Raw genomic sequence first — 25,550 nt, forward strand, 5'->3', positions numbered from 1 at the left:
GATTCCTTACCTGAAAGACCGCATGTAATGGCACACCTTCTGCGCGTAAGCGATAGTTACAGCGGTGCCCGGAGTACCATTATAGGATTCAACAAGTCTCATGACATTCCCTTGGTTCTTCTTTAGAGCCAAGTCATAGGCGATCAATTTTGCTGCCTGCATCGCACAATATGCAGGGTCGGACTGACATTTCAGTAATTGGGCTGCCGTAAGACTGAGTGGCGGCTTAGTACCATAGTGATCGTCAATCTGCCATAGGCCACGTCCATGACCGTTATCTCCTGTTCCCCCTTTTCCTGTACTAGGATCATAAGGAATGTAACCTTTTCCATCCCCCAAATGAGATTCTTGGAGCCCTATTCCCGCTAATAATATCGGATTAATTCCATACTCTTTTGCGGCAGCAAGAATTGCTTTCTTGGTTTCTGGGTTGAAGGGGTACGTATCGGGAATTTGATCTGCAGCACTCTGTGACCAGCCCGTATCCATGTCCTGACATGGGAAATCGCTCGATATTGGCTTCCCCCTTGGCTGCCCACTGCCGCCATCGTCTGGCGTGGGTTTGTTAGGGTTGCTTGGGGGAGGCTGACCGAGGCAAGCATCATTATCCATCGTTGCGCCGCCATAGTCTTTCCGCCATTGATGGGTGCTATCAGCCCCATACGGAAGCGGACTGAACGGCTGCGGGCTGCGCGCAATGGAAAAGCCGAGATCGCTCGGATCGCCGGATGATGTAACCCATTCCTCAGGTGTGAGCTTCGTTGCCATAAGATGCGATCAATCTATGTGGTAATCCAATCTATTGTTCCCAGCCTCTCTCCGCTCATGATTTTACTTTCCGCCAAAAGGTTATGGTACAGAATATGATCACCTGTAGAAAATACTGAGGATAGGAGTATATCAAACCCTCATTTCTGACGAAAACCTCTAAGACGAACGCAAGCAGGCAAAATAAGAAATAATTAGATTGCGAAACGGTATGTCATTACCTCTAGTCAATGCCTCGCCGTCACGTTTGGTGCCATGCGTTCCGTCGCGGGCTCAAGGTTATTTATACGAACAAACTTCAAAAATTATCCAAAAAGATTGGGGGGTGGAGTACCAATCGTGCAAGCATGTGGTATATTACACGAGCTACTCCTCCTGAGGAAGTCTGTACCTCATCCTTAGGATTGCATTACGGCTGAGCGGGTGTTACATTCGGCGGCCGGAGGTTCATTCCCATATCATAAACTGCTGAAGCTATGAAACATCTCTTACTGTTTACAGCCGTTCTGTTCCTTATCGGTTCGAGCGTTGCGCCGCGAGCCACAGCCCAGGTGCCGCGATACATCAGCTATCAGGGCTTGATCAACAATCCGGGCGGACCACTCACCGGCACCCATAGCGTGCAGGTCTATTTCTTTCTCTCAGCGGATACGAATTCTGCGAGCGTGTACAACGTGACGATGCCCGCTGTAACATTTTCGGAAGGCGTCTTCGGCGTGATGATTGCCGTCCCCGATAATACAGTTTTTTCGAAGCCGATCTATCTCGGATTGAAGCTTGATAACGGAGGCTTCATCGGTCAGGCAACGGCGGTTACAGCAACGCCCTATGCGTTTTATTCCATCGAAGCGGCGCACGCGAAGCTAGCGGATTCCGCGCTCAGCGCGAACACCGCCCGTTCGGCGGCAACCGCCGCGCGCGCCACCCTCGCCGACTCATCGTTACACGCACAGCATGCCGTCATCGCCGACTCACTCAAAGGTGGTATTGGCACAATTTCGCGGCAGTCCATCGGCGCGGCATCGAGTGCGACGAACAATGATATCACATCGCTCTCGGGACTCACATCCCCACTGCCAGTCTATGAAGGCGGCACCGGCGCAAACGCGGCTGTTGGCGCGCGCGTGAATTTGGGTGCTGCGGCCAGCGGATCGAACAGCGATATCATGGCGCTCAACGCGCTGACTACTCCGATCTCGCTCGCGCAAGGTGGGACCGGCTCGAACACCGCCATTGGGGCACGCACAAATTTGGGACTCGGCTCGATCGCGACACAGTCCTCCGGCGCAGTTGCTATCACCGGCGGTGCCATGGACGGCACGACCATTGGCGCGACAAATCCTGCCGCCGCTACGCTGACGACGTTGAGGTATACGAACAACATCTTCACACTTGGCAACGAAAACGATAACGCGACCAACCTCAACACCGTCACGATCACGGGGACCGTGCCGATCGCAATCATAATGACCGGTGCAGCAACGAATACGATCAGCGCGAATGTCACGAGCGCGGCGCAAGGCCAGTGGCTCTATCTCATCAACCGGACGCCATATAGCGTGGTCTTATTTGGAACGACAGTCCTCGCCAATGCCGCCGCACAATTTCTGTTCGCCGGCGGGACGTGGGTGTGGGTGCAATAAGATTTCAGGGACTAGCGCACAACAAACATAACCGCGTTCCCACCTAGCCTCGCAACGTACATCCCCGGTGTGAGGTGAGCGCTATTGTACTCGTAGCTCTCGCTTCCCGGCGCGATTGAAATCACATCGCGCTCGCGGCCGAGGAGATCGAAGATACGAATCGATGTAGCCTCCGCGTGAGTCTCGAATGAGAATCGAATACTATTGTCGGGCGCGGCGATAGCTCTGAATACATTTATCGGAGCTTGCTTTTGGGATACACTTGCTGGCGGTGATGCACCACCCAACGTTAACCATCCCGAAAACGACGAGGATCCATTTTGGCAATCTGGCGAGTACCATGTGACATACAGTTCAACGCTCACATGCTTTTTGCTGCCGACGATCTGATACGGTTTATGGTTAAAGTCGACGTATGCTTGGTGCGGCGGATTCGACACCCCTTCACTGAAGTTGAATGTACGTACCTCCTGGCGCAAGGTATCAATCGTAATCAACAAGGAACGATGATATGACGACGGACCGCCCCAGATATTGAATATAATGGTATCGCCTCCGCTTGTACGACTGCATGAATCGGAATCCCAATCAATTGCCCCCGGCCCAAAAGCGAGATCCCAAGTTCCAAAGGTATCTCGCGGATAATAACAGTGCCACTGCATGGAACCAATGACCGGCATCAATGAAAGCAATAGAGAATCCTTCGAGCATGCCGTCTGTGCTTGGGCGCAATGTTGTGTAAATAATACCATGAGCACGCAAAGTCCAAGTTTTCTAAACATGACGATCTTATGAGCAAAATAAACGAGCAGCTCATGCTCGCTTCTTAGGTCAATTCTGAATCCTGTGGTGTGGGACATGCTTTAGCTTGTTCTTACCGCACAACAATCTTTACCGCGCTTCCACCCAGCGTCGCAACGTACATCCCCTGTGTGAGGTGAGCGCTATTGTACTCGTAGCTCTCGCTTCCCGGTGCAATTGAAATCACATCGCGCTCGCGGCCTAGGAGATCGAAGATAAGAAGTGGGGAAGCTTCAGTGCGCGTCTCGAATGAAAATCGAATGCTATTGTCGGGCATCGCGATAGCTTTGAATGTGTTTGACGGAATCTGTTTTGTAGATACGCTCGCGGGAGGAGAGGCGTCACCGATAGTAACCCAACCATTTACCAAGAAGCATGTATGTCCTGCCTTTCCTTCCCATTCTGCGCTAATTTTTGTAGTTAAGCCTTGAATGTTGAATTTATCCATGACGAATGACATCGAATCAAAACTAAATGATCCTGCTCCATGTGGAATGAAGTATGGGTCGGGTGTGTGTTCATCGTACGAGATCGAAATTAGACGCACAATGGTATCCAGCTTGATTGTCGCATCCCATCCATAACCTATTGGACCATAGAGAACATGGTATGGTGCACCTGAGTGAATAATGTAGGTCGGCCCATTCTTGATCTCAAAAGTATCGCCAGAATAAAACGAATCATAAGCAGTAAGGTCTCGACTGCCGGACCAAATGTGCCTTACGTCTGGTGTGTCGTTCGGCAGATCAGCATAGCACATAAAATTCAACTGCCAAGTTAACGGAGACAAAGCTCGTAGTACTGGATCGTTGATTGGCTGAGCCTTGGCATTACAAGCCACCAAAACTATAAGGACCATCAAACACTTCATAATTCTAATACAAAAAAAGCGAGCATATCATGCTCGCTTCTTAGGTCAATTCTGAATCACCTCAGATGTAGGACATGCCTCTGGCTTGTCCTTAGTGCCGGCCGTTGGTGAACGGCTCGCCGTTCTCGATAGGCATGCCGCTATCTTTGCCGATGAGCTGGCCGCTTTCGTTCTCGTAGAGGCCTTGCGTGGACTTGCGGTGACGCTCTTCGTCCACGTTGTACCCGCGGACGCGCGCGTATTCGATCAGCTTGTTGCGGAGTAACTTACGGCCACGATGCAAGCGCGAACGGACTGTCCCTATCGGGCAATCGACAAACTCCGCGATCTCTTCGTAGGTGAAGCCTTCGATATCGCACAAGATGACGACCGTGCGGAAGTCCTCCGGCAGCGATTCGACCGCGCGGGTCAGATCGTCGTCCAGCAAGTTACGGTAGAGGCGTGCCTCCATATCGTTCGGATCGGTATATTCCGAACGGATGGTGTTGTAGAAATTCTGGATGTCCTCGTAATCAACTTTATCCGGCTCTTTCGATTCTTTCCGGTAAATGTTGATGTAGGAGTTCTTCATGATGCGGAAGAGCCACGCCTTGCAGTTCGTGCCAGGCTCGAACTTATCCCAGAAGCGATAGGCCTTCATGTAGGTCTCCTGGAGGAGATCGTTCGCATCGTCCGGATCGCCGGTCATGCGCAACGCGAAGTTATAGAGCGCGTTGATGTGCGGCATCGCCTCGCGTTCAAAGTCGCGATGTCGGTCCCGGATTCCTTTTTCGTCTAATTCACTAAGCGTCATGGTCTATCCTCTCTGCGGCTGCAACGTCTCTTGAACGGTAGTCCTCATCGGTCATCCGTGCAAGGGCAATTCAAAATCAATTCATGGCTCTGGAAGGATTCTTTCATCGAGCCGCCACTGTTGTATCGGGCTGTCTTCAAATGTCCTTCTCACTCCGAATTTGGCGTGCAAAAGTACGAAACTTTTTGGGGCGGAGCATCAAATCGTCATTGACCGAGAGTCTCCTTCGTTATTTTCCAGCATTTCCGGCAATTCTCCGAGACGGAAAAATGGCTCGTAAGTTTCAATTCCGCCAGCCCGAAGGTACAACACATGAGAATCCCAAAAGACACAGATGTCACAGAATATGAAGAAGAATTCAGGTCATTTATTGTCGGGACGGCTTGATTATCACACCCTTGCAGGAGAATCACACCAGATGGGTGAAACTTGGGGAGCCGCTCCGGCGTAGTATTTGTTCAAACAAATAAATTATTCGGTTATGAATTTAGGAAAGCTTTTTACCTCCTCAAATAGTCGTCTGATCGATGTGGGAATATTGGTCATTCGTCTCATGCTCGGCGCGGTGATGTTCGCGCATGGCTCTCAGAAAGTCCTTGGAGTCTTTGGCGGCAAGGGTCTCGAGACGACGGTCGGCATGATGAGCGGTTCGTATGGATCATTGCTTCCGTACCTGTCCGCATTTACGGAGTTCCTTGGCGGCGCCGCAATGATTTTGGGTATCCTTACGCGATTCTGGGGCATCGGAATCCTGATCAATATGTCAGTAGCAGTCATGACGGTCCACCTGAAGAATGGCTTTATCGGCCAGGGTGGATTTGAATTTCCGCTGACACTCGCGATGATCGCGCTCGCGATCACGATCATGGGACCCGGCCGCTTCAGTCTCGATGCGCTACTCTTCAAAGCGCACAAGAAAGTCGAGCTGACTTCCAAAGCTGGTAATCGACGAACCATGCCGCCGCTTGTGCGCAAGGCAGTTTAAGCCGAAGCGCCTGGCAATGTTTACCAGGGAATCGGAATCAACTCAACCGAATCCGATGCTGGCACTGACCCCGCAATTGCGTAGTGGATATTCTTCGCGGCTTGCTCTTCGGGCGTGAGCGTCTGCGTGAGATACGCGATGCCTTGTGCCAGAATCGGGATGCCGTGTGCGGTTGTATCGCCGAACGGAGAGAGGACGTAGCGCCGCTTCGAGGAAGAGTGTTCTTCGAGTGATTTAGCCAGATCATATTGCCGATAGGAATACGCTGTGTGCATTTCCGCACGATCGGTGTACTGATGGAAGAGGAGATTGTATTCGTATCCGGTCAGGACGATCAGCACGATCGCGAGAATGCCATTGGTCCAGGCTCGCGGAATGGCAAGTCTCGCGCTAAGCCAATCGAACGTGCGGACCATGCCAAAGGCGACTACCAGCGTGATCGCGGGTGCGATCAGGAGGAGACGTAAGCCGTGGGGTTGCGTGTGCGACTCGGCCAGAACATTCGGCAGAGAGCCAAAGACAAACCACAAAACCATGACGGCCTCTCGCCAGAAGCCATGGAGATTGTTGCGTTGCGTGAGGATCCGACGCAGCATGAGAAGAATGCCCACGACAAAAAACGGCTGAAGCAACCAAGGGATCATCGGGGCTCCTCCGAAATTATGGCGCCAGTTCATGTCGCCGCGCCAGAAGCACATCTGAAGCTCCATCCAGAGATTATATCCGATTCCAAGCAGGACCTTGTGCTGACCAAACACCGAGACTTGCTCGATATGGCCGGAGGCCATCGATGGATGCTGTAAAAAATATACCATAAGCGGAGCGGTAAGAGCGGCCGCGAAGCAAGCGATAACCGCAGTGCTACCCCAAACATATTTACGGCGTGCCAAAACTGCCAGAACAATGACTCCTATGACGATCGCTGGTGCCGCGCGAAACGCGATATACGAGTTAAGTCCAATCCCGAGAAACACTCCTGCAAGTGCGGACCACATGAAGCGAGAGGTTCTGGTATGAACCCAATTGCAGTTATATAATCGAAGAAAGGCCCAGAGCACCCAGACAATTGCCGCGGACGACATCTGCGCCCGCAATCCCAGCCGAGAGGTGATTACCGGCCAAATCAACACCGCGTGGATTGTACCGGCAACGAGTGCGTAGCGCGGCCATCGCGAAAATAATGCGCTGCGACCCGGCTCTCCATGGCCACGGACGTCAAAGAAATCTCGGACCAGCATGAACAGCCCGATCGCCGCGAGAACACCCATCATCGCGCTTACCGCCCGCAACGCAAACGGAGTAGCACCGAACAACCGGATCGAGATTGCCTGAAGGTTGATGAAGAGTCCTTCGCGGCCATTGTTGTCTGGATAAAAGACGTGCCACACTCCGGTTCGCAATGCAATGAGCGCATCGTTGCCGTTCATGCCCTCGTCATGATACAGGCCAAGCGGGAGTGTGTGTAGGCGATAGAAACGGAAGAACCCGGCGAGCCCGGCGATGAGACTGATCGAGAGTCCGAGCCTGGCTCGGTGGGGCAACGTCATCGCCAAAGCAACAGAATGCATACGCTGAGAAGTTGCCGCACACACAATGGGTACGGCAGGCTCATCTCAATTCCAGTGCAGATCACTCAGGGTTGAAAACTTGATGCGGCCTGCTCATGATTTCTTCTGGCACTCATGATCGCGGCTTTGGCCTTATTCGATGGCAGCCAATGTCCGACCTGTACACCTTTGCCTTCGAGCAGCTTGTAGGTTTCGAAAAAGTGTTCGATCTCGAGGCGCCGGTGTTCCGCCAATTCGGTGTATTCCGTCATCTGGTTCACACTCTGATCGCCCGCTGCGACTGCGACAATCTTCAGGTCGCTTCCTTTGTCATCGGTCATTTCCAGCGCGCCAATGGGAATCACTTCGAGCAGCAGACCCGTAAACAGGTCCTGATCGCAAAAGACCAGAATGTCGAGCGGATCACCATCGCCCCAGAGGGTTGAAGGGATGAAGCCATACGAATAGGGATAATGAACCGACGAGTAGAGGACTCGGTCCAGCCGAAAGAGCCCGAGTTCAGGGTCATACTCCACCTTCATCCGGGAGCCTCGTGGAATTTCAATGATTGCGTTAATGACGTCGGGCGCGTTGGCTCCGATCGGAACATCTTTAAGGTTTTGCATCGGTCAGTGGTCGAGGATTGATCCCATAAACGATGCCACCACGTTCAACATTACTGAAAATTAGCAAATGGAATGATCGAATTCCTCCGAATTGAGGGTTGCGAGAACGCGCAAGTGAGGAATATTCGTTACCCGTTGCTCATCCATGCAAGAAGAAGAGATTTTAGGAAAGGCATACGATGCGCGGCTGATGCGCCGCCTGCTCCGCTATTTGGCGCCGCGGCGGACGCAGGTAGTCCTGGCGATCGTGATCACCGTGGTTGTCTCCGCGCTCGGTCCTTTGCGTCCGTACCTCACAATGCTCGCGATCGACAAGTACATCGCGAAGAATGACATGGGCGGATTGATGACGATCGTAGCGATCATCGTCGCGACGCTGGTGCTGCAGTCCATCGTGCTCTATGCACAGGCGTTGCTCACAGCATGGATCGGTCAGCAAACGGTGCTCGATCTCCGTCGCGAGCTATTCGCCCATTTACACCAGCTCTCGATGCGGTTCTTCGACCGCAATCCTGTGGGCCGGCTTGTCACACGCCTGACGAATGATGTTGAAGTCCTCAACGAGCTCTTCAGCTCGGGTATTATCATGATCGTGGCCGATGTCTTCGTCGTGCTCTGGATCTTCATCTTTATGTTCGCGACGAGTTGGAAGCTATCGCTCGTCACGCTTACGGTCTTTCCGCTGCTGATGCTGGCGACCGCAATCTTCCGCAAAAAGGCGCGCGAGTCCTATCGCGAAGTCCGCAAGCTGGTTGCGCGATTGAACACATTCCTTAACGAGCACGTCGGTGGCATGATCACCGTGCAACTCTTCGGGCGGGAGGCACACGCATTCCGCACCTTCGATAAGATCAACCGGGAGCAGGCCGATGCGAACATCCGGAGTATCTTTTACTATGCGGTCTTCTATCCCGCGGTAGAATTCTTGTCGTCGGTCGCGACGGCACTCATCATCTGGTATGGCGGTGCTTTGGTGCTGGGCTATCGGACGAACCCCACCGACGCGCTGACGATCGGGACGCTCGTCGCATTCTATCAATATACGGAGCAGTTCTTTCGCCCAATTCGCGACCTTGCAGATAAATATAATATTCTGCAATCCGCAATGGCCGCAAGTGAACGGATATTCAAGTTGTTGGACGACCAATCCGTCCTTCCGCTTGCGGCGGAGGCCATTACCATCGGACGCATTCGCGGTGAAGTCGAATTCCGAAATGTCTGGTTCGCGTATAACGATGAAGATTATGTGTTGCGCGATATTTCTTTTCACATCAAGCCAGGACAGACCGTCGCATTCGTCGGCGCGACAGGCGCCGGCAAAACCTCGATCACGAATCTCCTAACCCGTCTCTACGATTTCCAAAAGGGCCAGATTCTCATCGATGGCATTGATATTCGTACGCTCGACGCGCGCGATCTCCGGCGCAACATGGCGATTGTCCTGCAGGATGTATTCCTGTTCAGTGCCGACGTTGCGACCAATATCAGTCTTGGCAATCCGGATATTTCGCAAGAATCAATCGAGCAAGCAGCACGGAATGTCGGCGCCGGGGATTTTATTGCGCGGTTGCCGCAAGGGTTTCACTCCCAAGTCAAGGAGCGCGGGGCGATCCTCTCCGTGGGTGAGAAACAGTTGATCTCGTTTGCGCGAGCGCTTGCGTATAATCCGAGTATTCTCGTGCTCGATGAAGCGACGTCCTCCGTGGATACCGAAAGCGAACAGATGATCACTCGCGCAACCCAGACACTCTTGCGAGACCGGACCTCCATCGTGATCGCCCACCGGCTCTCGACCATTCAGCGGGCCGATGCGATTATCGTCATGCACCACGGCGAAATCCGCGAGATGGGCACACATGATGAACTGCTCCGCATGGGTGGCATTTACCGCACGCTATACGAATTGCAATACAAAGAGCAGGCAGTGGCACAGGCGGCGTGATATGGACCTATCGCTCGTATGGGACTCATGGGACTTGTGCGACAAATATGACCCATGCGTCACAGGAGTCCGATCAGCCCATAGATGAAATTACTCCAGCTTCGCCAGCTCGCTCCGGGCGCGGCGGGCGAGATCGGGCGGCATGCGGCCCGAGCGGCGCATGGTGTCGGCAATCTTGACCGCTTCGGCAAAGGCATCTCGCGCATCGAATGGCTTCTCATCAGCTAAGAACATCTTGCCGATATTGTAGTAGGCAACGACAAGATTCGAATCGCCATGCATTTGCTTGGAGAGCACTTCGAGTGATTCGGCATATCGTCCGCGCCGAAAATATGCGAACGACAGATTGCGGAGCACGGTATCATTGTCTGGTACATGCCGAAGATACTGTTCGTAGTACTTGGCTGCCGATCGGTATTCGCCGAGCGAAAACAGAATATCGCCATGCCGTTTCAGGCGATCGGCACTGTCATCCGGAATTGCTGCTGTATCGGCCTTCGACGTATCGATAAACATCGGCTCGATGCGCCGGTATCTTGCGATAATATCTTTGATTGGCTCGACAGGATTCGGCTGCACGGCAAGCAGCTCATAGACCAGGGTCCCGATCGTTCCGAGGACCAACACAGCCACAATCCCGTTGAGGTACTTTTTCCATTTGCGGTCCCAGGGGCTTCGCGGTCGCTCGATCTTCGGGGTATACTGCGTGACGGGTTGAAACCGCGGATTATTGCGAAGCTCTTCGATACGCTTGGCGGATAGATTGTCTCGGAGCCCAAGCAGAACGCGATGCTCCTCTCGCTTAACGGGGTCGAACAGAACAGATTTTGCCTCATTCAGCACCCGCATTTTGAGGGCGCTCTCAGGATTGTCTGGATTCGGATCGGGATGATGGAGTTTTGCCAGTTTCCGGTATGCCTCTCGGATCTCACGATCCGAAGCGCGGGATGTGAGTCCAAGCACGGCAAAATAATCGATGACAGGCTTCATACCGGCAAACTCGGAAAGTATATTAATGCTACAAATGGCGGGCTGTTATTAGTTTCGACACGGCATTTGGGCACGGCAGACGCCCTCGGGTGGCATCGCTGAGGGCGAGTGGATTCCGGCGAATCTGAATGTCCTTACGGCCGCTGCTGTTCCACTCCTTGTGATTGATCAAGAACCATCTGCCAGCGAAGCCGTCTCCAATGCTTCGGATGCTCCCGTACGGGTGAAAGTCCTGCCGAACGAGCTGACCTACGACTCGATCAAAGGCGCGATCTATGCGCAGGCGAAGTATCTTCGCGAGAAAGGCCGGCCCATGGCGACCCTCATGCTTTCCCGCGACCTTTATGAAATTTTGAATCGCCGACTCGTGTTCAAGGCCCCCGCGCATGGAGGGGATGCCGCGAAATCCGAAAAGGCCTCCTCCGCGCGCGAAAAACCTTTTTTCATTACGCCCTATGGCAACCTCCGCGTGGAAGTAATGAATGAGGAATTGGACGAACCATTATCGTTTATAGTCAGTGCTTAGTGCTGAGTGCTAAGTGCGAAGACGCAGAACGGAGCAAACGTAGCACTCAGCATTGAGCACTCAGCACTATGAATATTATTGTTTGCGTTAGTCACGTACCGGATACAACCACCCGCATCAATGTTGCGGGCGATGCGAAATCCATCGACGCAGCCGGTGTCAAGTTTATCCTTAATCCCTACGACGAATTCGCGGTCGAAGAGGCATTACGTCTGCGCGATAAGTTGAAGGGTGAAGTCACGGTAGTTACGGTCGGCGCCGATAATGCGAAAGAAGCACTCCGTCAGGCGCTTGCCATGGGAGCCGACAAAGGCGTGCTCGTCAAAGGCGAGAAGAAAGACTCCTGGCAAGTTGCGGAAATGCTCGCAACTGCAATCAAACCACTCAATGCCGACCTCATCTTGCTCGGCAAGCAGTCAATTGATTTTGACGGTATGGAGATCGCGCCGATGCTCTCCGAATTACTCAATCTGCCGGCCGTGACCGTTGCCGTCGCATTGAACATTGAAGATACGAAAGCAACCGTCGAGAAGGAAGTCGAAGGCGGTCGCGAGGTAATCGAGATCGATCTGCCCTGCATCATCGCGGCGCAAAAGGGACTCAACGATCCGCGTTATCCTTCATTGCCGAATATTATGAAGGCGAAGCAGAAACCGATCGCCGAAGTGCAGGGCGCACCATCCGCTGCGCGTACGGAAGTCGTACAGATGACGAAACCGGAAAAGAAGCGCGCGAACAAGATCTTCAAGACCGATGGCAATGCTACGCATGCCGCACAAGAACTCGCAAGAATGCTCCACGAAGACGCAAAGGTAATCTAAATGAATATTCTCGTTTACCTCGAAGACCGTAACGGTCAAATCCGCAAGCCATCACTTGAAGCGATTAGCGCAGCGCATGCCCTGGGTGGCACAGTGAGTGTCGCAATCGTGGCGGCCGACGCGAGTGCACTTATTGAGCAGGCGAAGAGCCTGAATGTCAGTTCGGTGATCGTTGCGAGCGATGCACGACTCACGAATTACTCATCGCGCGCATTTGGTCGTGCATTGGCCGCCATTGCCAAAGAAGCGAAGGCGGATGTTATCATCATCGGCGCGACGGGACGCGGCAAAGACCTTGCACCGCGCGTCGCAGTGCGCCTGGAAGCTGGCTACGTGCCGGAGATCACCGCGCTTTCGATCGATGGCGGCGAGATCCTTGCCACACATCCTGTTTATGCCGGCAAAGCGCAAATGGTGATGAAAGTCACGACCCCGATCAAAGTGTTTTCGACGCGTCCGAATCTTTGGAAGGCTCCGAAGGATGGAGTCACGGGGGAGCCGACGATGCAGAATGTTGCCGTAGATTGGTCCGATGCAGACTTTAAGGAGCATACGAAAGACCTCGTGCTCTCACAAGGCAAGCTCGATGTTGCCGAGGCCGATATCATTGTTTCCGGTGGACGCGGACTGCGCGGCCCGGAAAACTGGCCGCTGATCGAGGATCTCGCCCAGGCATTCGGTGCCGCGACGGGGGCCTCACGCGCCGTGGTGGACGCCGGATGGAGACCGCATTCCGAGCAAGTCGGGCAAACCGGCAAGACCGTTTCCCCGACGCTCTACGTCGCTGTCGGAATTTCAGGAGCGGTGCAGCATCTGGCTGGTATGTCGAGCGCGAAGACCATCGTGGCTATCAACAAGGACGAAAACGCGCCGATTTTTTCGATTGCCGATTACGGCATTATCGGCGATGCCTTCGAAATCTTGCCGCCGCTTACGGAAGAAATCAAGAAACTGCGGGGACACTAAAGGGCTTCGGATTCGATCGGCCGGATCAGTCCGAGCCGACCCGTTTTATTCTCGGCTTAGTTTCTTCTTAAGCTCTTCCATGGTCTGAATCGGCGTCGGATCAGTGCCGGCAAACAGTGCCAGGTACAAGCTTGTCCAGTCGGCCATTGCGATGAGGCTAAGCATTCGTTCGAGCCGCGTCGTGCCTTCGGCTTTGATTTCCACGACCGGCACTTGCTTGCCCCGAAGGATGTCGCTCAGTGCGGCGAACCGCAGTTGGATCCGAGGGTTCTCATCTTCCGGAGCGCGCAGAATGATCACGAACAAGTGCTCGATCACATCGGCCGGATGCGACCAGCCCTCAATTTCATTGTGGTTCATCTCCGGCAGCACATTGCCAAAAGCAAGGTGCTTGGCATTCTCCTCCATCTGTCCACGCCAGCGCAGACACACCGCTTCGAAGTCACTCGCGGAATAAATGACCGGAATCCTGTGAAGAAACTGGCCGGCTAATTGAAACGCGGGATTAGATTCCTCGAGATGACCGGTGCCATATCGCTCTGCAAGCGTATCCAACAGAGTTGCGGCGGCTTCAAGGTTCTTCTGCTCGCCGCTCGTGAATCCCAGTCGATCGAGCACAAGCAAGACCGGTACAAATGAGTATGCAAATGCTGCGCGCGGCATGAGTCCTTCATGCAACGGCAACACGAGTATGCCTTGCGCTTTTGCGCGCTCGACTAATTCGCCTCCCGTGGAAATGCAAACGATTGGGCACTTGCGCCGCGAAGCTTCGTCGAACATCGCAAGCGTTTCCTCGGTATTGCCCGAGTAGCTCGAAGCGATAATCAGTGTGTGTGCATCGGCGTAGGCCGGAAGTTCGTACGACCGATTCACGGCGAATGGAACGTGCAACGCCGAGCCAAGATAGGAACGGACGAAATCCCCACCAATAGCTGAGCCACCCATGCCGCAGACAATAATTTGCTTCACATCCTTCAAAAGTGTCGCGCCGCTGAGCGCGGCATTCGTCAGCTCGATCGATTCTCGAATCTGACTTCCCATCGCGGCGATGTGCGCGGTCATGCCACTCTGGTCGATGCGACGAACGTCATCCGGCGTGAGACGATGTGTAAAGCTCATGGTTTGGTGAGTTGTTTTTGTAACGCTTCGATTTGACCGAATCGCTCGTTGGCAACATCGGCGAGCGATCGGTCGCGTTCGCCAAGATCGTCCAGGCTTGCGCCAAGATCCGGTTTGAATGTGAGTGCGGCATCCACGAACGCGCGGGCCCTGTCGCGCTCCCCACGTTTGAGCAATTCTTGCGCATAGATCACAAGCGGCATCGCTTGCAGCATACGCGAATCATCCGTATAATAGTTGCGCTTTCGGTAGTTCTTGTCGTGCCACCGAAGCTTTGGCAACGGTGCTTCGATTGTGGTGTCGTGCGGCACAAGTTGCCAGAGAAGTCCCGCAGGCACCGGCTTCCATTTGGGCGCGAAGAGATCGTCGTGCTCGTCGACCATCTCCTGCGTGACGAATATCGGTCGTTCGCTATTGCGTTCGACGAGTGCGCTCGTGAATTGCTCGTAGGCGGGTGCAATACCGGCCTGATCGAATGCCTCGCCGCGATCGAACGCCCAGAGATACCGGAGAAATGCATCTTGCTCCGGCTTCACGCGCCGGAACACGTCCGGCGCGCGCTGCGCAAGTTGCGCGTAATACCACGGACGGTCGCGGAGCATGGCCTTATCGATGACAAGCACGTCCGGCCGAATATGCTCGACTGTTTGGTAGTAAAATGCACCGCTGACCCAGAAATCCCATAGCGTCGAGAAGACGATTGCATTGGGCGGCAAATTCGTCAGCACGTTCTTTGTCATGTCCTCGACAAAGTAATTGCCGCTCTCATCTACTTCCGCATAATTCATGCCGATCTCGATCGCACCAAGCACAACCGCAGCGATGGCGATTGCCACGGCAGGCGATGCTGCTCTGCGCTCTGTTGCATCGGTCTTCGATGGCATCAGCCGAGTCGCCAGCATTAGAATGCCAGCACCAACCCACAGCGCCACCGCGAGAAATGCAAGCAGAAAATACGAGTCGATATCGTGTATGTCGTAGTTGATCGCATACAGCAGACAACCGAAAAACAGCAAAAGTGTAAATGCCAGCACATGCGTCCGACGAGCTTTGCCGGACATAAACATGCTATAGATTCCGGCCAGCGCCAAGAGTGCGCCAACAATCGTAAACTCTTGTGGCACCCGGTGCCAGAAGTATGACCACTGCTTTGCTGCAGCACCGCCCCCGGTGAACATCCAGATCTTATACTGCCCGCCGGTCACGTGACGCAGGAATGCTCCGAGTGTCGTTGGGTGGCCCCAGTCCATCGGCGGATACATCGCGGAGCGGATGGGTAAGTAAAGATAGACTGCAAGACCAGCCAGGAAGAACGGCGCAAGATGCAGCACGCGCCGCCAGGCAAGGCGGTCGAATCCATATCGCGCGAAGAACATATAGAGACACGCCGGCGCAAGTAAGACCGTCGTCATGTGGTTCGCAAAACTGAGACCGAGTATGACGGCGAAGAGCTTTCCATCGCGCTCAATCCTTTCCGTCCCCTCCCTGCAGAGCATTCGAAGAAAGAATGTCAGCACGAGCGGCACCAGAAACACGTGGACCGGATAGACTTCGATCGAAGTGGACTGCGACCACCACGTTGCACTAAATGCCGCTGCAACGCCGGACGCAACCGCTGCGAAAAGTGCGAGTTCGTGAGGTGTCTCCTTCAACGGTGGTGCCGCAACTTCCTTCTCAACGGCGGCTTTTCGTTGTACCGGCCGTTTCGTCCCTTTTGCCGTCTGGGATTTCTGGGGCGCAGGTCTTGCGGATGTCGTTCGCCTCAGACGCTCCGGCATCCAGAAACGAAATACTTCATAGGCCAACAGGACGACACCACCGGCACCCAGTGCGGTGAAGAATGCCGCCATGATGTTCAGCCGCAGAATAACGCTGCTGACGATTGGCACATGTGCGAAGATCCAACCGATGAGCGTAAACAATGGGTAACCCGTTGGGTGTGCAATGCCGAGCGTCCAGCAGACGGTGGAGAGCTCGCCATCGTCGATAAAATCGACCGTAGGAGCCAGCGTGAACAAATAAACGATGAAGGCACTGGTGGCCACAAGCGCCGCCAAAACGATCGGACGTGAGAATAGTCGGGTCATTGTCGCTTGGCAACAGCATGGCCCGGCATTTTGTCGCAGAAACACACGGCGCTTTCTTCCGTGTTAGGCTCCGATGAAGATTCTCTCGCCACTCCTTCGAATAACCCAACGGCTCGGCCCCGTGGGAGCCGTCGGTTTGGTATTCCGAAAGTTTGCAAAGAAGGCGCGCTACCACGCGATGCTGCGAGAGGTTCCGAAGAGCGATACGCCCGCCAGGCTGCTGCCCATCAAATGGAATGCGACATTCGCGGCCGACGCCACCATCATCGAAAGGGCAAACAACCTTCTGCAGGACCGCAACCGGATATTCTCCTGGGATTACTCGCTTCGAAACGTCGATCGCGCGTGGGAATACGACCCTGTGGAAAAGAAGCACTGGCCACGCCGGCACTATACCGAGTCGCATCTTCATGCGAGTGATACTCCGCGCGATGTGAAGATCGTATGGGAGATCAACCGCTTCGTCGAATTGCCGACCCTTGCTCAGGCTGCGTTGATGACACGAGATGAGACCTTCGCCGCAGAAGCGGAGAAGCGAATGCTTTCATGGATCGATGAGAATCCATTTGCCCAAACGATCAACTGGGCCAGCGCACTCGAAATCTCGATTCGGCTGCTGTCATGGACGGCAACGCTTGCTATCTTGCGCGAAGCGGGCTTCGCACTCGATACAAACGGGACCATTGCCCGCTCCATATTTCATCAAGCCGCGTATCTTGCGGCCGATCTTTCAACCGATAAGGTCGTGCCGACGAATCACCTGATCGGTGAAGCCGCGGGTCTCTTCGTTGTCGCATCGATGTGGGAGTTTCCTGCCGCGGAAGAGTATCGCGTCCGTGCACGCGCAATTCTCGAGCGCGAGATGTTCCGCCAAACATATTCCGATGGCGTGACACGCGAGGCGTCGAGTTGGTACCATCAATTTGTGACCGACCTGTTCGATCTCGTTGAGCGGGTTGCCTCGCGCGTTGGGCAGCCGATGAGTGAAGACGTTCGTGCGCATCTCACGAAGATGAAGTCCTACATAGCGGCGCTCACTGCCAATGCATCGATCGTGCGCTACGGTGACGCAGATGACGGACGCGCTATTGATATCGATGAAGATTGGAAGGCTGCGATCTTCGGGCCGGCATCAACTGTTGCTGCGCGTGAGCAGAGCGTATTCCCGATTGCGCGTCAGGTGGCATTCCATGTCGGTCCATCATTCATGTTTATGCGCGCCGGTGAGTTCGGTATGGGAGGCGATGGATTCTCTTCGCACGCCCATGATGACTTTCTTTCGCCGATCGCGTTCTTAGGGGGTCTGCCCGTCCTGGCCGATCCCGGCACATTCGTCTATAATGGTAACACCGCAGAGCGCGCGAAATATCGTGGCGTTGAGGCACATAATAGTTTGGTCATCAGTGATGCAACGGGTGCCGTCCAGAAACTCAACTTCGGGTGGCAGCGTGTGCGGCCGAATGCGATTTTGCTGGATGCGGCCAAATCCGATGACTCGGCCACGCTCGCTGGTCGCTTTGGTGAGTGGCCGCTGCATGCTCGCCAATTAGAACTCACTTCGAACCGACTTCGCATTACGGACACATTCCATCATCCACCGGATGCAGCTTGCCAATGGTGGTTCCATCTGGACCCGATTTGGTTGCGGCAGACCAAAACAGAGACTGGGTATCGCTTCGAGACAGTAAACGGCGACACACTTGAAATCACGCTATTGGGACAATTTGAAACTGAGAGCATCGAGGAATACGACTATTCACCGTCCTATGGTGTTCACGCACGAGCCATGATGCTCCGTCTTACTGCCAACGGCCCCAAGGGTGCCTACACAATTCACATGACCCTGAAACGCGCCGCATGAGACTTTCCGAGCACCTGAACAGTGGAATTTGGACGGTCGCAGATAAAACGCTGTTATTGCTGTATGGCTTTGGCGTTATTGTGCTCGTCGCCAACGTGCTGCCACCCGATGAGTTTGGCGCGTTCTCGCTGTTTCAATCGATCTTTCTGATTTTGTGCGTGCTGGCGGACTCAATCTTCCTGCAGCCGATGGTAAAATTCGCAAGCGAGCACGAAGCGGAAGTCCCGGAGGTATTAGCAGGCAGTTTCAATCTATATGTGAGTTCGATGCTCCTGAGCGGCTTTGCGCTTGCCGCATTCGCCGCGACTCTCGGTGCGATGTTCAGTAGCCCCGAACTCACTGAAATGATGCCGCTCCTGCCGGTATTCATCATTCTTACGTTGTTCCGGAATGTCGGCATTCGGTATCAGCAAATATTCCTTCGCATCAACGCAATCTTCTGGATCGATCTCGCCTATTTTGGGTCGGTTATTATTCTGACTGTCCTCGCCAATGCGCTGAACATGTTCCACACGGCGATGGACTTCCTGATCATCAATCTGATCGGCGGCGCGCTTTCGAGTCTCGTGGCGATCGTCTTTTGCGCAAAGGCATTTCGCACAATGCCGCTCTTCCGGGTCCCTCGCCAGGAATACTTGCGTATGATGTCCTTTGCGAAGTTCCAAGCCGGGACAAGCGCACTTCTGACGCTCCAACAATGGTCGGACGTGCTCGTCGTCGGCTTTTACTACAAGCCGACCGAAGTCGCGATCTATACTGCTGCGAAGAACATGTATCGCTTTTTGGATGCGGTCCGGGAAGGAGCGACACTTCTCATTGTGCCGTTGACTTCGAAGCTCTACACGCAACGGGATATTTCCGGACTTTCGACATTCATTGAGAAGTCGCTCTTCATCGCGTTTGCCGCACTGGTCCCGCTATCATTTGTGCTGGCGCTCGGCGCACATCCGCTGCTTCATATTCTGTATCGTGGCCAATACGATGCGGCTTCAACAGTCTTTCAGATATTGATACTCTCAGGCTTCACGCTTCCGCTCTCGCTTGTCGGTACGAACGCTCTGATTGGTATGGGTAAAGCACGCAGTTTGTTCTTGGCGACGTTGGGTGCAGTCACGACCTTTTTCGTGGCGAGTTATTTCCTCGTGCCGTTCATGGCTTCGCGTGGTCAGGCACTTGCGGTGTTTCTCTCAATGACGGTCCTCGCGTTTCTCCAATTCTTTGCGATGCGCTCAGAGGTCCAGCTCTCCGCTCGTGGAATCATACGCCGGGCTTCCGATGCCCGAAGGTTTGTGGCCGAGCGCACGCGAAGAGGTGGCGAGTAATGGACCGTTCGCTAAACGGCTCTCGGATCACCTGCTTTGTCCGCCATTTCCGGTGCGTCGTGGCTGTCTCTGTGAGTAAGAGCCTTGAAACGGCCCAGCCAACAGAATTGATTGCTTGTCCACGGTGAATAATGAGCTACTCTGGACACCTTGACGGCTGAACTGTGTTAAAGGACATAATTGATGAGGCCAGACCTGACCGACACCCAAGTGCACATGCCACATTTTTCGACCGCATGGTTCGACGATAAGATCGAGTATTGGTCGCGGGAGCTCGCGCCCCTCAAAGATAGGCCCTCGCTGCGATTTCTCGAAATCGGTTGCTTCGAAGGCCGGGCCACGCATTGGATGCTGGAAAATATCCTTACACATCCCACCAGTTCTATCGATGTCATCGATACGTTCGAAGGCTCACCGGAACACGAGGGCGAGCAATACCAGAATATCATCCGCACCCTCCGCGGGATTTTCGAGCACAACATCGAGCAATTCCGGAGCAAAGTTCGTATCCATCAGGGATACTCACAAGAAGTATTACCGTCGTTTCAAATGCTCGGCCCGGTCTTCGATTTCATCTACGTTGACGGCTCTCACCATCAGGACGACGTCTACCGCGATGCCGTGCTTGTCTGGCCGCTATTGAAGGATGGGGGCATCCTTGCCTTCGATGATTATCGGTGGACATGGAAGGATTCGATCACGGGAGAGGTCCAATCGCCAAAGATCGGAATTAACCGCTTCCTCGAGGAGTATAGAGGAGACTTTGCCCTGCTTCACAAGCTTTGGCAGCTTCACGTGCGAAAACGTCCGACAACCTCTTTCGAGCAGCTGCTTTTGTCCGTGCGCTGGGTTTGGCCTTTTTCGAAGTTGCCAATCCGACGCAGTAAAATTGTCGGGGCGCTGCAGAAGCTCGGCTTGGCGACAAGTTAAGCATGTAATTCTCTCGAGAAACGGGCGCGTTCAGGCCCGATCTGTTGTTTGGGGGTCTGTCAATCGTGGCGGCGTGAATTCGTACGCATCGGAGCGGGAGCCCGCCACAATAATTTCACTCATCACTCGTTACTTTTTCTATCATGGCTAATCTAAAAGACAGCAAAACATTCGAGAATTTAAAGGAAGGCTTCGCCGGCGAGTCGCAGGCGAATCGACGCTATCTCTACTTCGCACGCACGGCGGATATCGAAGGACATCCGGATGTGGCCGGCGTGTTCCGTGACACGGCGGAAGGCGAGACGGGACATGCATTCGGTCACATGGAGTATCTCGCCGAAGTCGGCGATCCCGCTACCGGCAAACCGGTCGGTGACACAAAAACCAATCTGCTGGCTGCGATCGCCGGCGAGACCTACGAATATACCGAGATGTATCCTGGCTTCGCCCGCACTGCCCGTGAAGAAGGCTTCGACGAAATCGCGGAGTGGTTCGAGACCCTCGCGCGTGCTGAGAAATCGCATGCCGGCCGCTTCCAGAAGGCGCACGACTCGGTAGGCGTCTAACCTTTCTGCGCAAGATTCTCATCGGACTTATAGAGCCCATGGGCCCTATAGGTCCCTTGGGACGATACCAGCATGGTCTTCGACACACACGATCCGCTCTATTGGGACTCCGCCGACCTCCAGCGCGAGTTCACCCGCATTCTGGATGTCTGCAACGGTTGTCGCTTATGCGACAACCTGTGTCCGCCGTTTTCGGACATCTTCGACCGGATCGAAGCCGAGGACGACAAGCTGACGGCAGCGGGGAAGACCTCCGAAAGCGCAGTTCACCATCTGACTAAAGCAGACTACGATCATACGGTCGATTACTGCTATCAGTGCAAGCTTTGTTATCCAAAGTGCCCGTACACTCCACCGCACGAGTATCAGCTTGATTTTCCGCGACTACTCTTGCGTGCCGATGCGATCAAGACGAAAGAGCACGGCAAACCGATCAAAAGCAGGTTGCGCGATTTCGTGACTGGCGATACCGATCGCGCCGGCGCGATTGGCGCAGCCATCCCTGGATTGATGAATTGGGGCGCGAAGAATCCACTCGCCCGAACGGCCATGGAAGTGACCATCGGAATTGATCGGCGTAAGAAACTACCCGAGTATGCGAGGGAGACGTTTCATGGGTGGTGGAAGATAAGAACCCCCGCCTTAAGGCAGGGCACATTGACCACGATGCAGGGGGTGGTCGATGAAAAAATTGCGCTCTTCTACACTTGCATGCTCGATCAGAATAAGCCATGGATCGGCAGGCAGTATGTCCAGATTCTAGAGAAATTCGGAATCGAGATTGCGGTGCCGGAACAAGAGTGCTGCGGCATGCCGGAGCTTGGCACTGGGAATATCGAGAAAGTAACTGGAACGGTCGATCGAAACATTGCACGGTTGTTACCATGGGTCGAGAAAGGCTACAAGATCATCGCCATGAGTCCAAGCTGCTCGATGATGATGCGGCTCGAGTACGAGAATTACGCAACCGACAAGGCCGCCGCAAAGCGTGTCATGGCTGCGATTTTCGATCCATGCGAATACCTGATGAAGTTACATCGAGAGAAGAAGATCGCGTTGGAATTTCCGGTGAGTGTTACTGAAAACGTGACGTACCACGTGCCGTGCCACCTTCGGGTACAGAATATCGGCTACAACTCGCGTGACCTGATGAAGCTGATTCCCGGCGTGAACGTTACGATGGTCCAGCAGTGCTCAGGACATGATGGCTCATGGTCCGCGAAAAAAGAGTACTACGAGATTTCGCTCGATGTTGGTAAGAAGCTGTTCAAGGCAATCGACAAAGATAAACCGGCGACGGTTGTCAGCGATTGTTCGCTTGCCCACCTCCACATCGAGGAAGGCACGGGCGAGCATGCGCTACATCCCATCGAGATTGTCTATCGCGCAATGGGACTCGCTCCGGCCCAAGGATGAGGGACGAAGCATGAGGGATGAAGGTTGTGATTCTCGATTGTGACTCTATTTCATAATATCCGCAAGCTTTACACACCGCTCGGCCCTGCAGCCGTGCGAGGCGTGAGCATGAGAAGTATTCTCGAACTTGATGATGCCGCAATCCTTGTCCGCGATGACGGCACCATTGAAGCGGTCGGCCCCGCTTCATCATTCGACATCCATCATTCATCATTTGAATTGGTCGATTGTCGCGGACTTGTTGCTCTCCCTGGCTTCGTCGATTCTCACACACACTGCGCCTTCGCCGGTGAGCGAAGTGCTGAAGCCGCCATGCGCGCCGAAGGCCGTTCGTATCAGGAGATTGCACAAATGGGCGGCGGCATTCGATCGTCCGTCGAGCAGGTGCGAGCGGCCAGCATAGATGATATTGTCACGTATTCGAAGCCATTTGCTCAGCGTGCACTTGCGCTCGGCACGACAACGATGGAGATCAAATCTGGCTATGGGCTTTCGACCTCTGATGAACGGAAGCTGCTCGAAGCAGCAGCGCGACTTGGCAGCGAGACTTCGATGGAAGTCATCGTGACATATCTCGGTGCGCACGCCGTCCCAAAAAACAAGTCGCAGACGGAGTATGTCGAAGAGATCGTAGCTGAGCAGCTTCCAACGCTGCACGGCCTGGCGGAGTTTTGCGATGTCTTCATGGACGAAGGATATTTTACGCGTGCGGAGACAATTCGCATCTGCATACGCGCCAAAGAGCTTGGCTTGAAGATCAAGCTTCACGCGGATGAACTCGCCGAGACGAATGGCGCGAGAACAGCCGCCGAACTCGGCGCATTCAGCGCCGATCATCTTCTCAAAATAAGCGATGATGGGATTGGGGCTTTGGCATCGAGCGAGCGGACGGTCGCAACGTTGCTGCCGATCACTGCACTCAGTCTCCGCGCGCCTTACGCCCCGGCTCGCAAGTTGATCGATGCCGGATGCGCGGTCGCGATCGCAACGGACTGCAATCCGGGAAGCGCCATGAGCGAGAATATGCAGCTTGCGATATCGCTTGCCGTGTTCGGTATGCAAATGACACCAGCCGAAGCGCTCTGTGCCGCGACAATAAATGGCGCCGCCGCACTTGACCGCGCCAGTACTCACGGCTCCATCGAGCGGAATAAACTCGCGGACTTCGTGTTGTGTTATATTCCAAGACTCGAATATCTTCCGTATCACGTTGGCGTCAGTGATGTCGTAAGCGTTGTGAAAGCAGGGAAGATCGTGTACGGAGACCGGATTTAGGAACGCATGAAACAGATCGTATTACTCATCATCATCATTTTGTGGAGCGTGCTCAAGGCGCGCCGCAAAGCGCTGCGTGAAGAGAAGCGGAAGCAAGCGGCAGCCATGGCGATTCCAACGACTGACAATGCTTACACGAGCACGAACGTCGTCCCTGACGAGCCCTACGTACCCTACGATGAAGGAGACCTCCCTCCGGAGGTCCAGCGACTTTTACAGTATTCGCGCCGTCAGCAGCCCGCCGAAAGTGAGACAATAGCGCCGGAGCAGCCGGAGGTTGTTGAGACGATCGTTCCTGAAGTCGCACCTGTCGCCGATGCGTATACAACTTCTGCGGTGGTGCGTCCTCGCTTTGTATTCGATCGGGCCGCGATTCAGACTTTTGTCGTGACCCGTGAGGTTCTTGGCCCTCCTCGCTCGAAAAAGCCATTTTCCAGTCGATTCCGCGGCCGCTCCTATTAACGGCACTTCATTCGCGCCGTTCGGCCCGGCTTTTGGATAGGACAATGCATGACTAATCTATTCCGAGATATTATTCGTGGGCTTGCGACGCGCAAGGATCCCGCGGACGTTCTTGGATATATCGCCGAGCAATCGGCTATACTGACCGGTGCCTCTGGCGCGTACATCGAGCGCCTCGAGGATAACGAAACCGTTGCCCTAGCAGCCTATGGCGAGGGGCTTCCACCGGCGGGGACCCGCGGGCCGTATGAAGGATCGATCATTCAACGCGTAATTGAACTCGGCGAGCCAATTACTGTTGCCGATGTCCGTTCGGAAAGCCGGTCGATTTTACAGTCGATTGGGTACCATGCGCCGGCAGCGGTATTGCCCCTTGTTGCCGAAGAGCGGAAAATTGGCGCGCTCATTGTGATTCGAGCCAAACCATTTGAGGCCAGTGAGATAGTCAGCATGCAGACGCTTGCCGAGGCGGCTGCGATTGGCGTGAATCGGATTATTTTGCTGCAGGAATCGGAGCGGCAGCGGGTAGAACTCGAACGCTCCGTTCACATTCGCGATCAAATGGTCCGCCTCCTCGCGCACGATCTCCGCAATCCGCTGAACACCGTTTCGATTGTACTCGAAGCCATTGCCGATCAAAAGCTTCCGGTTCAGCAGCGGGATGAGCTGCTCGGAATGGCGATGGATTCGGTCAATCGCATGAGCCGAATGCTTCGCGATTTGTTGGATACCGCCATCGTCGAACGGACGGGAGAGTTGCCACTCAGTCCAGTGCCGCAGGAAGCCAAAGAACTTACTCAGCAAGCCTGCGAAGCGGCGATGCTCCACACCAAATCGAAAGGGGTGGACATTGTATGCGACCTCGAGGGCAGCACCATTATCCATGCGGACCGCGATCGGCTTATGCAGGTGCTTACGAACCTGATCGATAATGCGATCAAGTTTACCCCGGAGGGCGGAAAGGTCAGGGTCAGAACCCAAGTTGTCGAAGGTGATGTCCGATTCACGGTCGAGGACACGGGCCCCGGTATTCCTGATGAATATCAAGACAAAATCTTCGAACAATACTGGCAGGCACCCGAAACGGCGCATTTGGGAACGGGGCTCGGGCTCGCCATTGCCAAGCAGATTGTCAAGCAGCACGGCGGGAAGATCTGGGTCGAGCGGAACGACGGTCAGGGTTCGACGTTCGCATTTACGATTCCTGCACATACGAAGCCAGAGTTGGCTTAA

At 54.2% G+C, this 25,550-nt stretch carries 22 protein-coding genes and 1 pseudogene; 14 read left to right on the forward strand and 9 right to left on the reverse strand.

Going from position 1 to position 25,550, the window contains the following annotated elements; all coding sequences use genetic code 11:
- Positions 1–6: 6 nt before the first annotated feature.
- Entirely contained in the window at positions 7–768 is a 762-nt protein-coding gene (locus tag Q8902_02300; protein ID MDP4198384.1) for a hypothetical protein, read from the reverse strand.
- A 476-nt stretch (positions 769–1,244) separates the two neighbouring features.
- Between Q8902_02300 and Q8902_02305 the strand changes: the two genes are divergently transcribed.
- A complete protein-coding gene (locus Q8902_02305; GenBank protein MDP4198385.1) occupies positions 1,245–2,411 on the forward strand; it encodes a hypothetical protein in 1,167 nt (388 codons plus the stop codon).
- A gap of 11 nt (positions 2,412–2,422) precedes the next feature.
- Here Q8902_02305 and Q8902_02310 read toward each other — a convergent pair whose 3' ends face one another.
- From Q8902_02310 to Q8902_02320, 3 genes and pseudogenes are all read right to left on the reverse strand, one after another.
- A complete protein-coding gene (locus tag Q8902_02310) occupies positions 2,423–3,271 on the reverse strand; it encodes a T9SS type A sorting domain-containing protein (GenBank protein MDP4198386.1) in 849 nt (282 codons plus the stop codon).
- 14 nt (positions 3,272–3,285) lie between these two features.
- Entirely contained in the window at positions 3,286–3,981 is a 696-nt protein-coding gene (locus tag Q8902_02315) for a hypothetical protein (GenBank protein ID MDP4198387.1), read from the reverse strand.
- 307 nt (positions 3,982–4,288) lie between these two features.
- Positions 4,289–4,876: pseudogene (locus Q8902_02320) on the reverse strand (sigma-70 family RNA polymerase sigma factor).
- A 481-nt stretch (positions 4,877–5,357) separates the two neighbouring features.
- Here Q8902_02320 and Q8902_02325 point away from each other — a divergent pair.
- Positions 5,358–5,861 (forward strand): DoxX family protein, encoded by a 504-nt coding sequence (locus Q8902_02325; GenBank protein ID MDP4198388.1) that lies wholly within the window; start codon positions 5,358–5,360, stop codon positions 5,859–5,861.
- 20 nt (positions 5,862–5,881) lie between these two features.
- Here the strand turns inward: Q8902_02325 and Q8902_02330 are convergent, their stop codons facing one another.
- Together Q8902_02330 and Q8902_02335 are read right to left on the reverse strand one after the other, a co-directional pair.
- The gene (locus tag Q8902_02330; GenBank protein ID MDP4198389.1) at positions 5,882–7,408 is read right to left on the reverse strand and encodes a hypothetical protein; all 1,527 of its coding nucleotides are present in this window, start codon (positions 7,406–7,408) and stop codon (positions 5,882–5,884) included.
- Positions 7,409–7,494: 86 nt separating this feature from the next.
- Entirely contained in the window at positions 7,495–8,034 is a 540-nt protein-coding gene (locus tag Q8902_02335) for an inorganic diphosphatase (protein ID MDP4198390.1), read from the reverse strand.
- Positions 8,035–8,179: 145 nt separating this feature from the next.
- On the opposite strand from Q8902_02335, the gene Q8902_02340 reads away from it, so the two are divergent.
- Positions 8,180–9,976 carry an ABC transporter ATP-binding protein gene (locus Q8902_02340; protein MDP4198391.1) on the forward strand — a complete coding sequence of 599 codons (1,797 nt, stop codon included), beginning with the start codon at positions 8,180–8,182 and terminating at the stop codon, positions 9,974–9,976.
- A 90-nt stretch (positions 9,977–10,066) separates the two neighbouring features.
- On the opposite strand, the gene Q8902_02345 is transcribed toward Q8902_02340, so the two are convergent.
- The gene (locus Q8902_02345) at positions 10,067–10,966 is read right to left on the reverse strand and encodes a DnaJ domain-containing protein (protein ID MDP4198392.1); all 900 of its coding nucleotides are present in this window, start codon (positions 10,964–10,966) and stop codon (positions 10,067–10,069) included.
- A 160-nt stretch (positions 10,967–11,126) separates the two neighbouring features.
- Between Q8902_02345 and Q8902_02350 the strand changes: the two genes are divergently transcribed.
- The 3 genes from Q8902_02350 (at position 11,127) to Q8902_02360 (ending at position 13,279) form a co-directional block, all read left to right on the forward strand.
- Positions 11,127–11,492, forward strand: coding sequence for a hypothetical protein (locus Q8902_02350; protein ID MDP4198393.1), 366 nt, complete (start codon positions 11,127–11,129; stop codon positions 11,490–11,492).
- A 68-nt stretch (positions 11,493–11,560) separates the two neighbouring features.
- On the forward strand, positions 11,561–12,313 hold the full coding sequence (locus Q8902_02355; GenBank protein MDP4198394.1) for an electron transfer flavoprotein subunit beta/FixA family protein: 753 nt from the start codon (positions 11,561–11,563) through the stop codon (positions 12,311–12,313).
- Positions 12,314–13,279 (forward strand): electron transfer flavoprotein subunit alpha/FixB family protein, encoded by a 966-nt coding sequence (locus tag Q8902_02360; protein MDP4198395.1) that lies wholly within the window; start codon positions 12,314–12,316, stop codon positions 13,277–13,279. It abuts the gene before it with no gap.
- A gap of 45 nt (positions 13,280–13,324) precedes the next feature.
- Here Q8902_02360 and Q8902_02365 read toward each other — a convergent pair whose 3' ends face one another.
- Positions 13,325–14,398, reverse strand: a complete 1,074-nt coding sequence (locus Q8902_02365; GenBank protein ID MDP4198396.1) for a bifunctional phosphoglucose/phosphomannose isomerase — start codon at positions 14,396–14,398, stop codon at positions 13,325–13,327.
- Positions 14,395–16,485, reverse strand: a complete 2,091-nt coding sequence (locus tag Q8902_02370; GenBank protein MDP4198397.1) for a DUF2723 domain-containing protein — start codon at positions 16,483–16,485, stop codon at positions 14,395–14,397. The genes Q8902_02365 and Q8902_02370 overlap by 4 nt, the downstream gene beginning before the upstream one ends.
- A 73-nt stretch (positions 16,486–16,558) precedes the next feature.
- Here Q8902_02370 and Q8902_02375 point away from each other — a divergent pair, with 73 nt between their 5' ends.
- The 8 genes from Q8902_02375 (at position 16,559) to Q8902_02410 (ending at position 25,550) form a co-directional block, all read left to right on the forward strand.
- Positions 16,559–18,346, forward strand: a complete 1,788-nt coding sequence (locus Q8902_02375; GenBank protein MDP4198398.1) for a heparinase II/III family protein — start codon at positions 16,559–16,561, stop codon at positions 18,344–18,346.
- Entirely contained in the window at positions 18,343–19,668 is a 1,326-nt protein-coding gene (locus Q8902_02380; GenBank protein ID MDP4198399.1) for an oligosaccharide flippase family protein, read from the forward strand. Before Q8902_02375 ends, Q8902_02380 begins: the two co-directional genes overlap by 4 nt.
- A 183-nt stretch (positions 19,669–19,851) precedes the next feature.
- Entirely contained in the window at positions 19,852–20,598 is a 747-nt protein-coding gene (locus tag Q8902_02385) for a class I SAM-dependent methyltransferase (protein ID MDP4198400.1), read from the forward strand.
- A gap of 143 nt (positions 20,599–20,741) precedes the next feature.
- Positions 20,742–21,164, forward strand: coding sequence for a rubrerythrin family protein (locus Q8902_02390; GenBank protein ID MDP4198401.1), 423 nt, complete (start codon positions 20,742–20,744; stop codon positions 21,162–21,164).
- Positions 21,165–21,236: 72 nt separating this feature from the next.
- Positions 21,237–22,580 carry a heterodisulfide reductase-related iron-sulfur binding cluster gene (locus tag Q8902_02395; protein MDP4198402.1) on the forward strand — a complete coding sequence of 448 codons (1,344 nt, stop codon included), beginning with the start codon at positions 21,237–21,239 and terminating at the stop codon, positions 22,578–22,580.
- Positions 22,581–22,688: 108 nt separating this feature from the next.
- Positions 22,689–23,855, forward strand: a complete 1,167-nt coding sequence (gene hutI, locus Q8902_02400) for an imidazolonepropionase (GenBank protein ID MDP4198403.1) — start codon at positions 22,689–22,691, stop codon at positions 23,853–23,855.
- 6 nt (positions 23,856–23,861) lie between these two features.
- Positions 23,862–24,317, forward strand: coding sequence for a hypothetical protein (locus Q8902_02405; protein MDP4198404.1), 456 nt, complete (start codon positions 23,862–23,864; stop codon positions 24,315–24,317).
- 48 nt (positions 24,318–24,365) lie between these two features.
- Complete coding sequence (locus Q8902_02410; protein ID MDP4198405.1) at positions 24,366–25,550, forward strand: HAMP domain-containing sensor histidine kinase; 1,185 nt, start codon at positions 24,366–24,368, stop codon at positions 25,548–25,550.

This window comes from Bacteroidota bacterium (assembly GCA_030706745.1).
Lineage (GTDB): Bacteria > Bacteroidota > Ignavibacteria > Palsa-1295 > Palsa-1295 > PALSA-1295.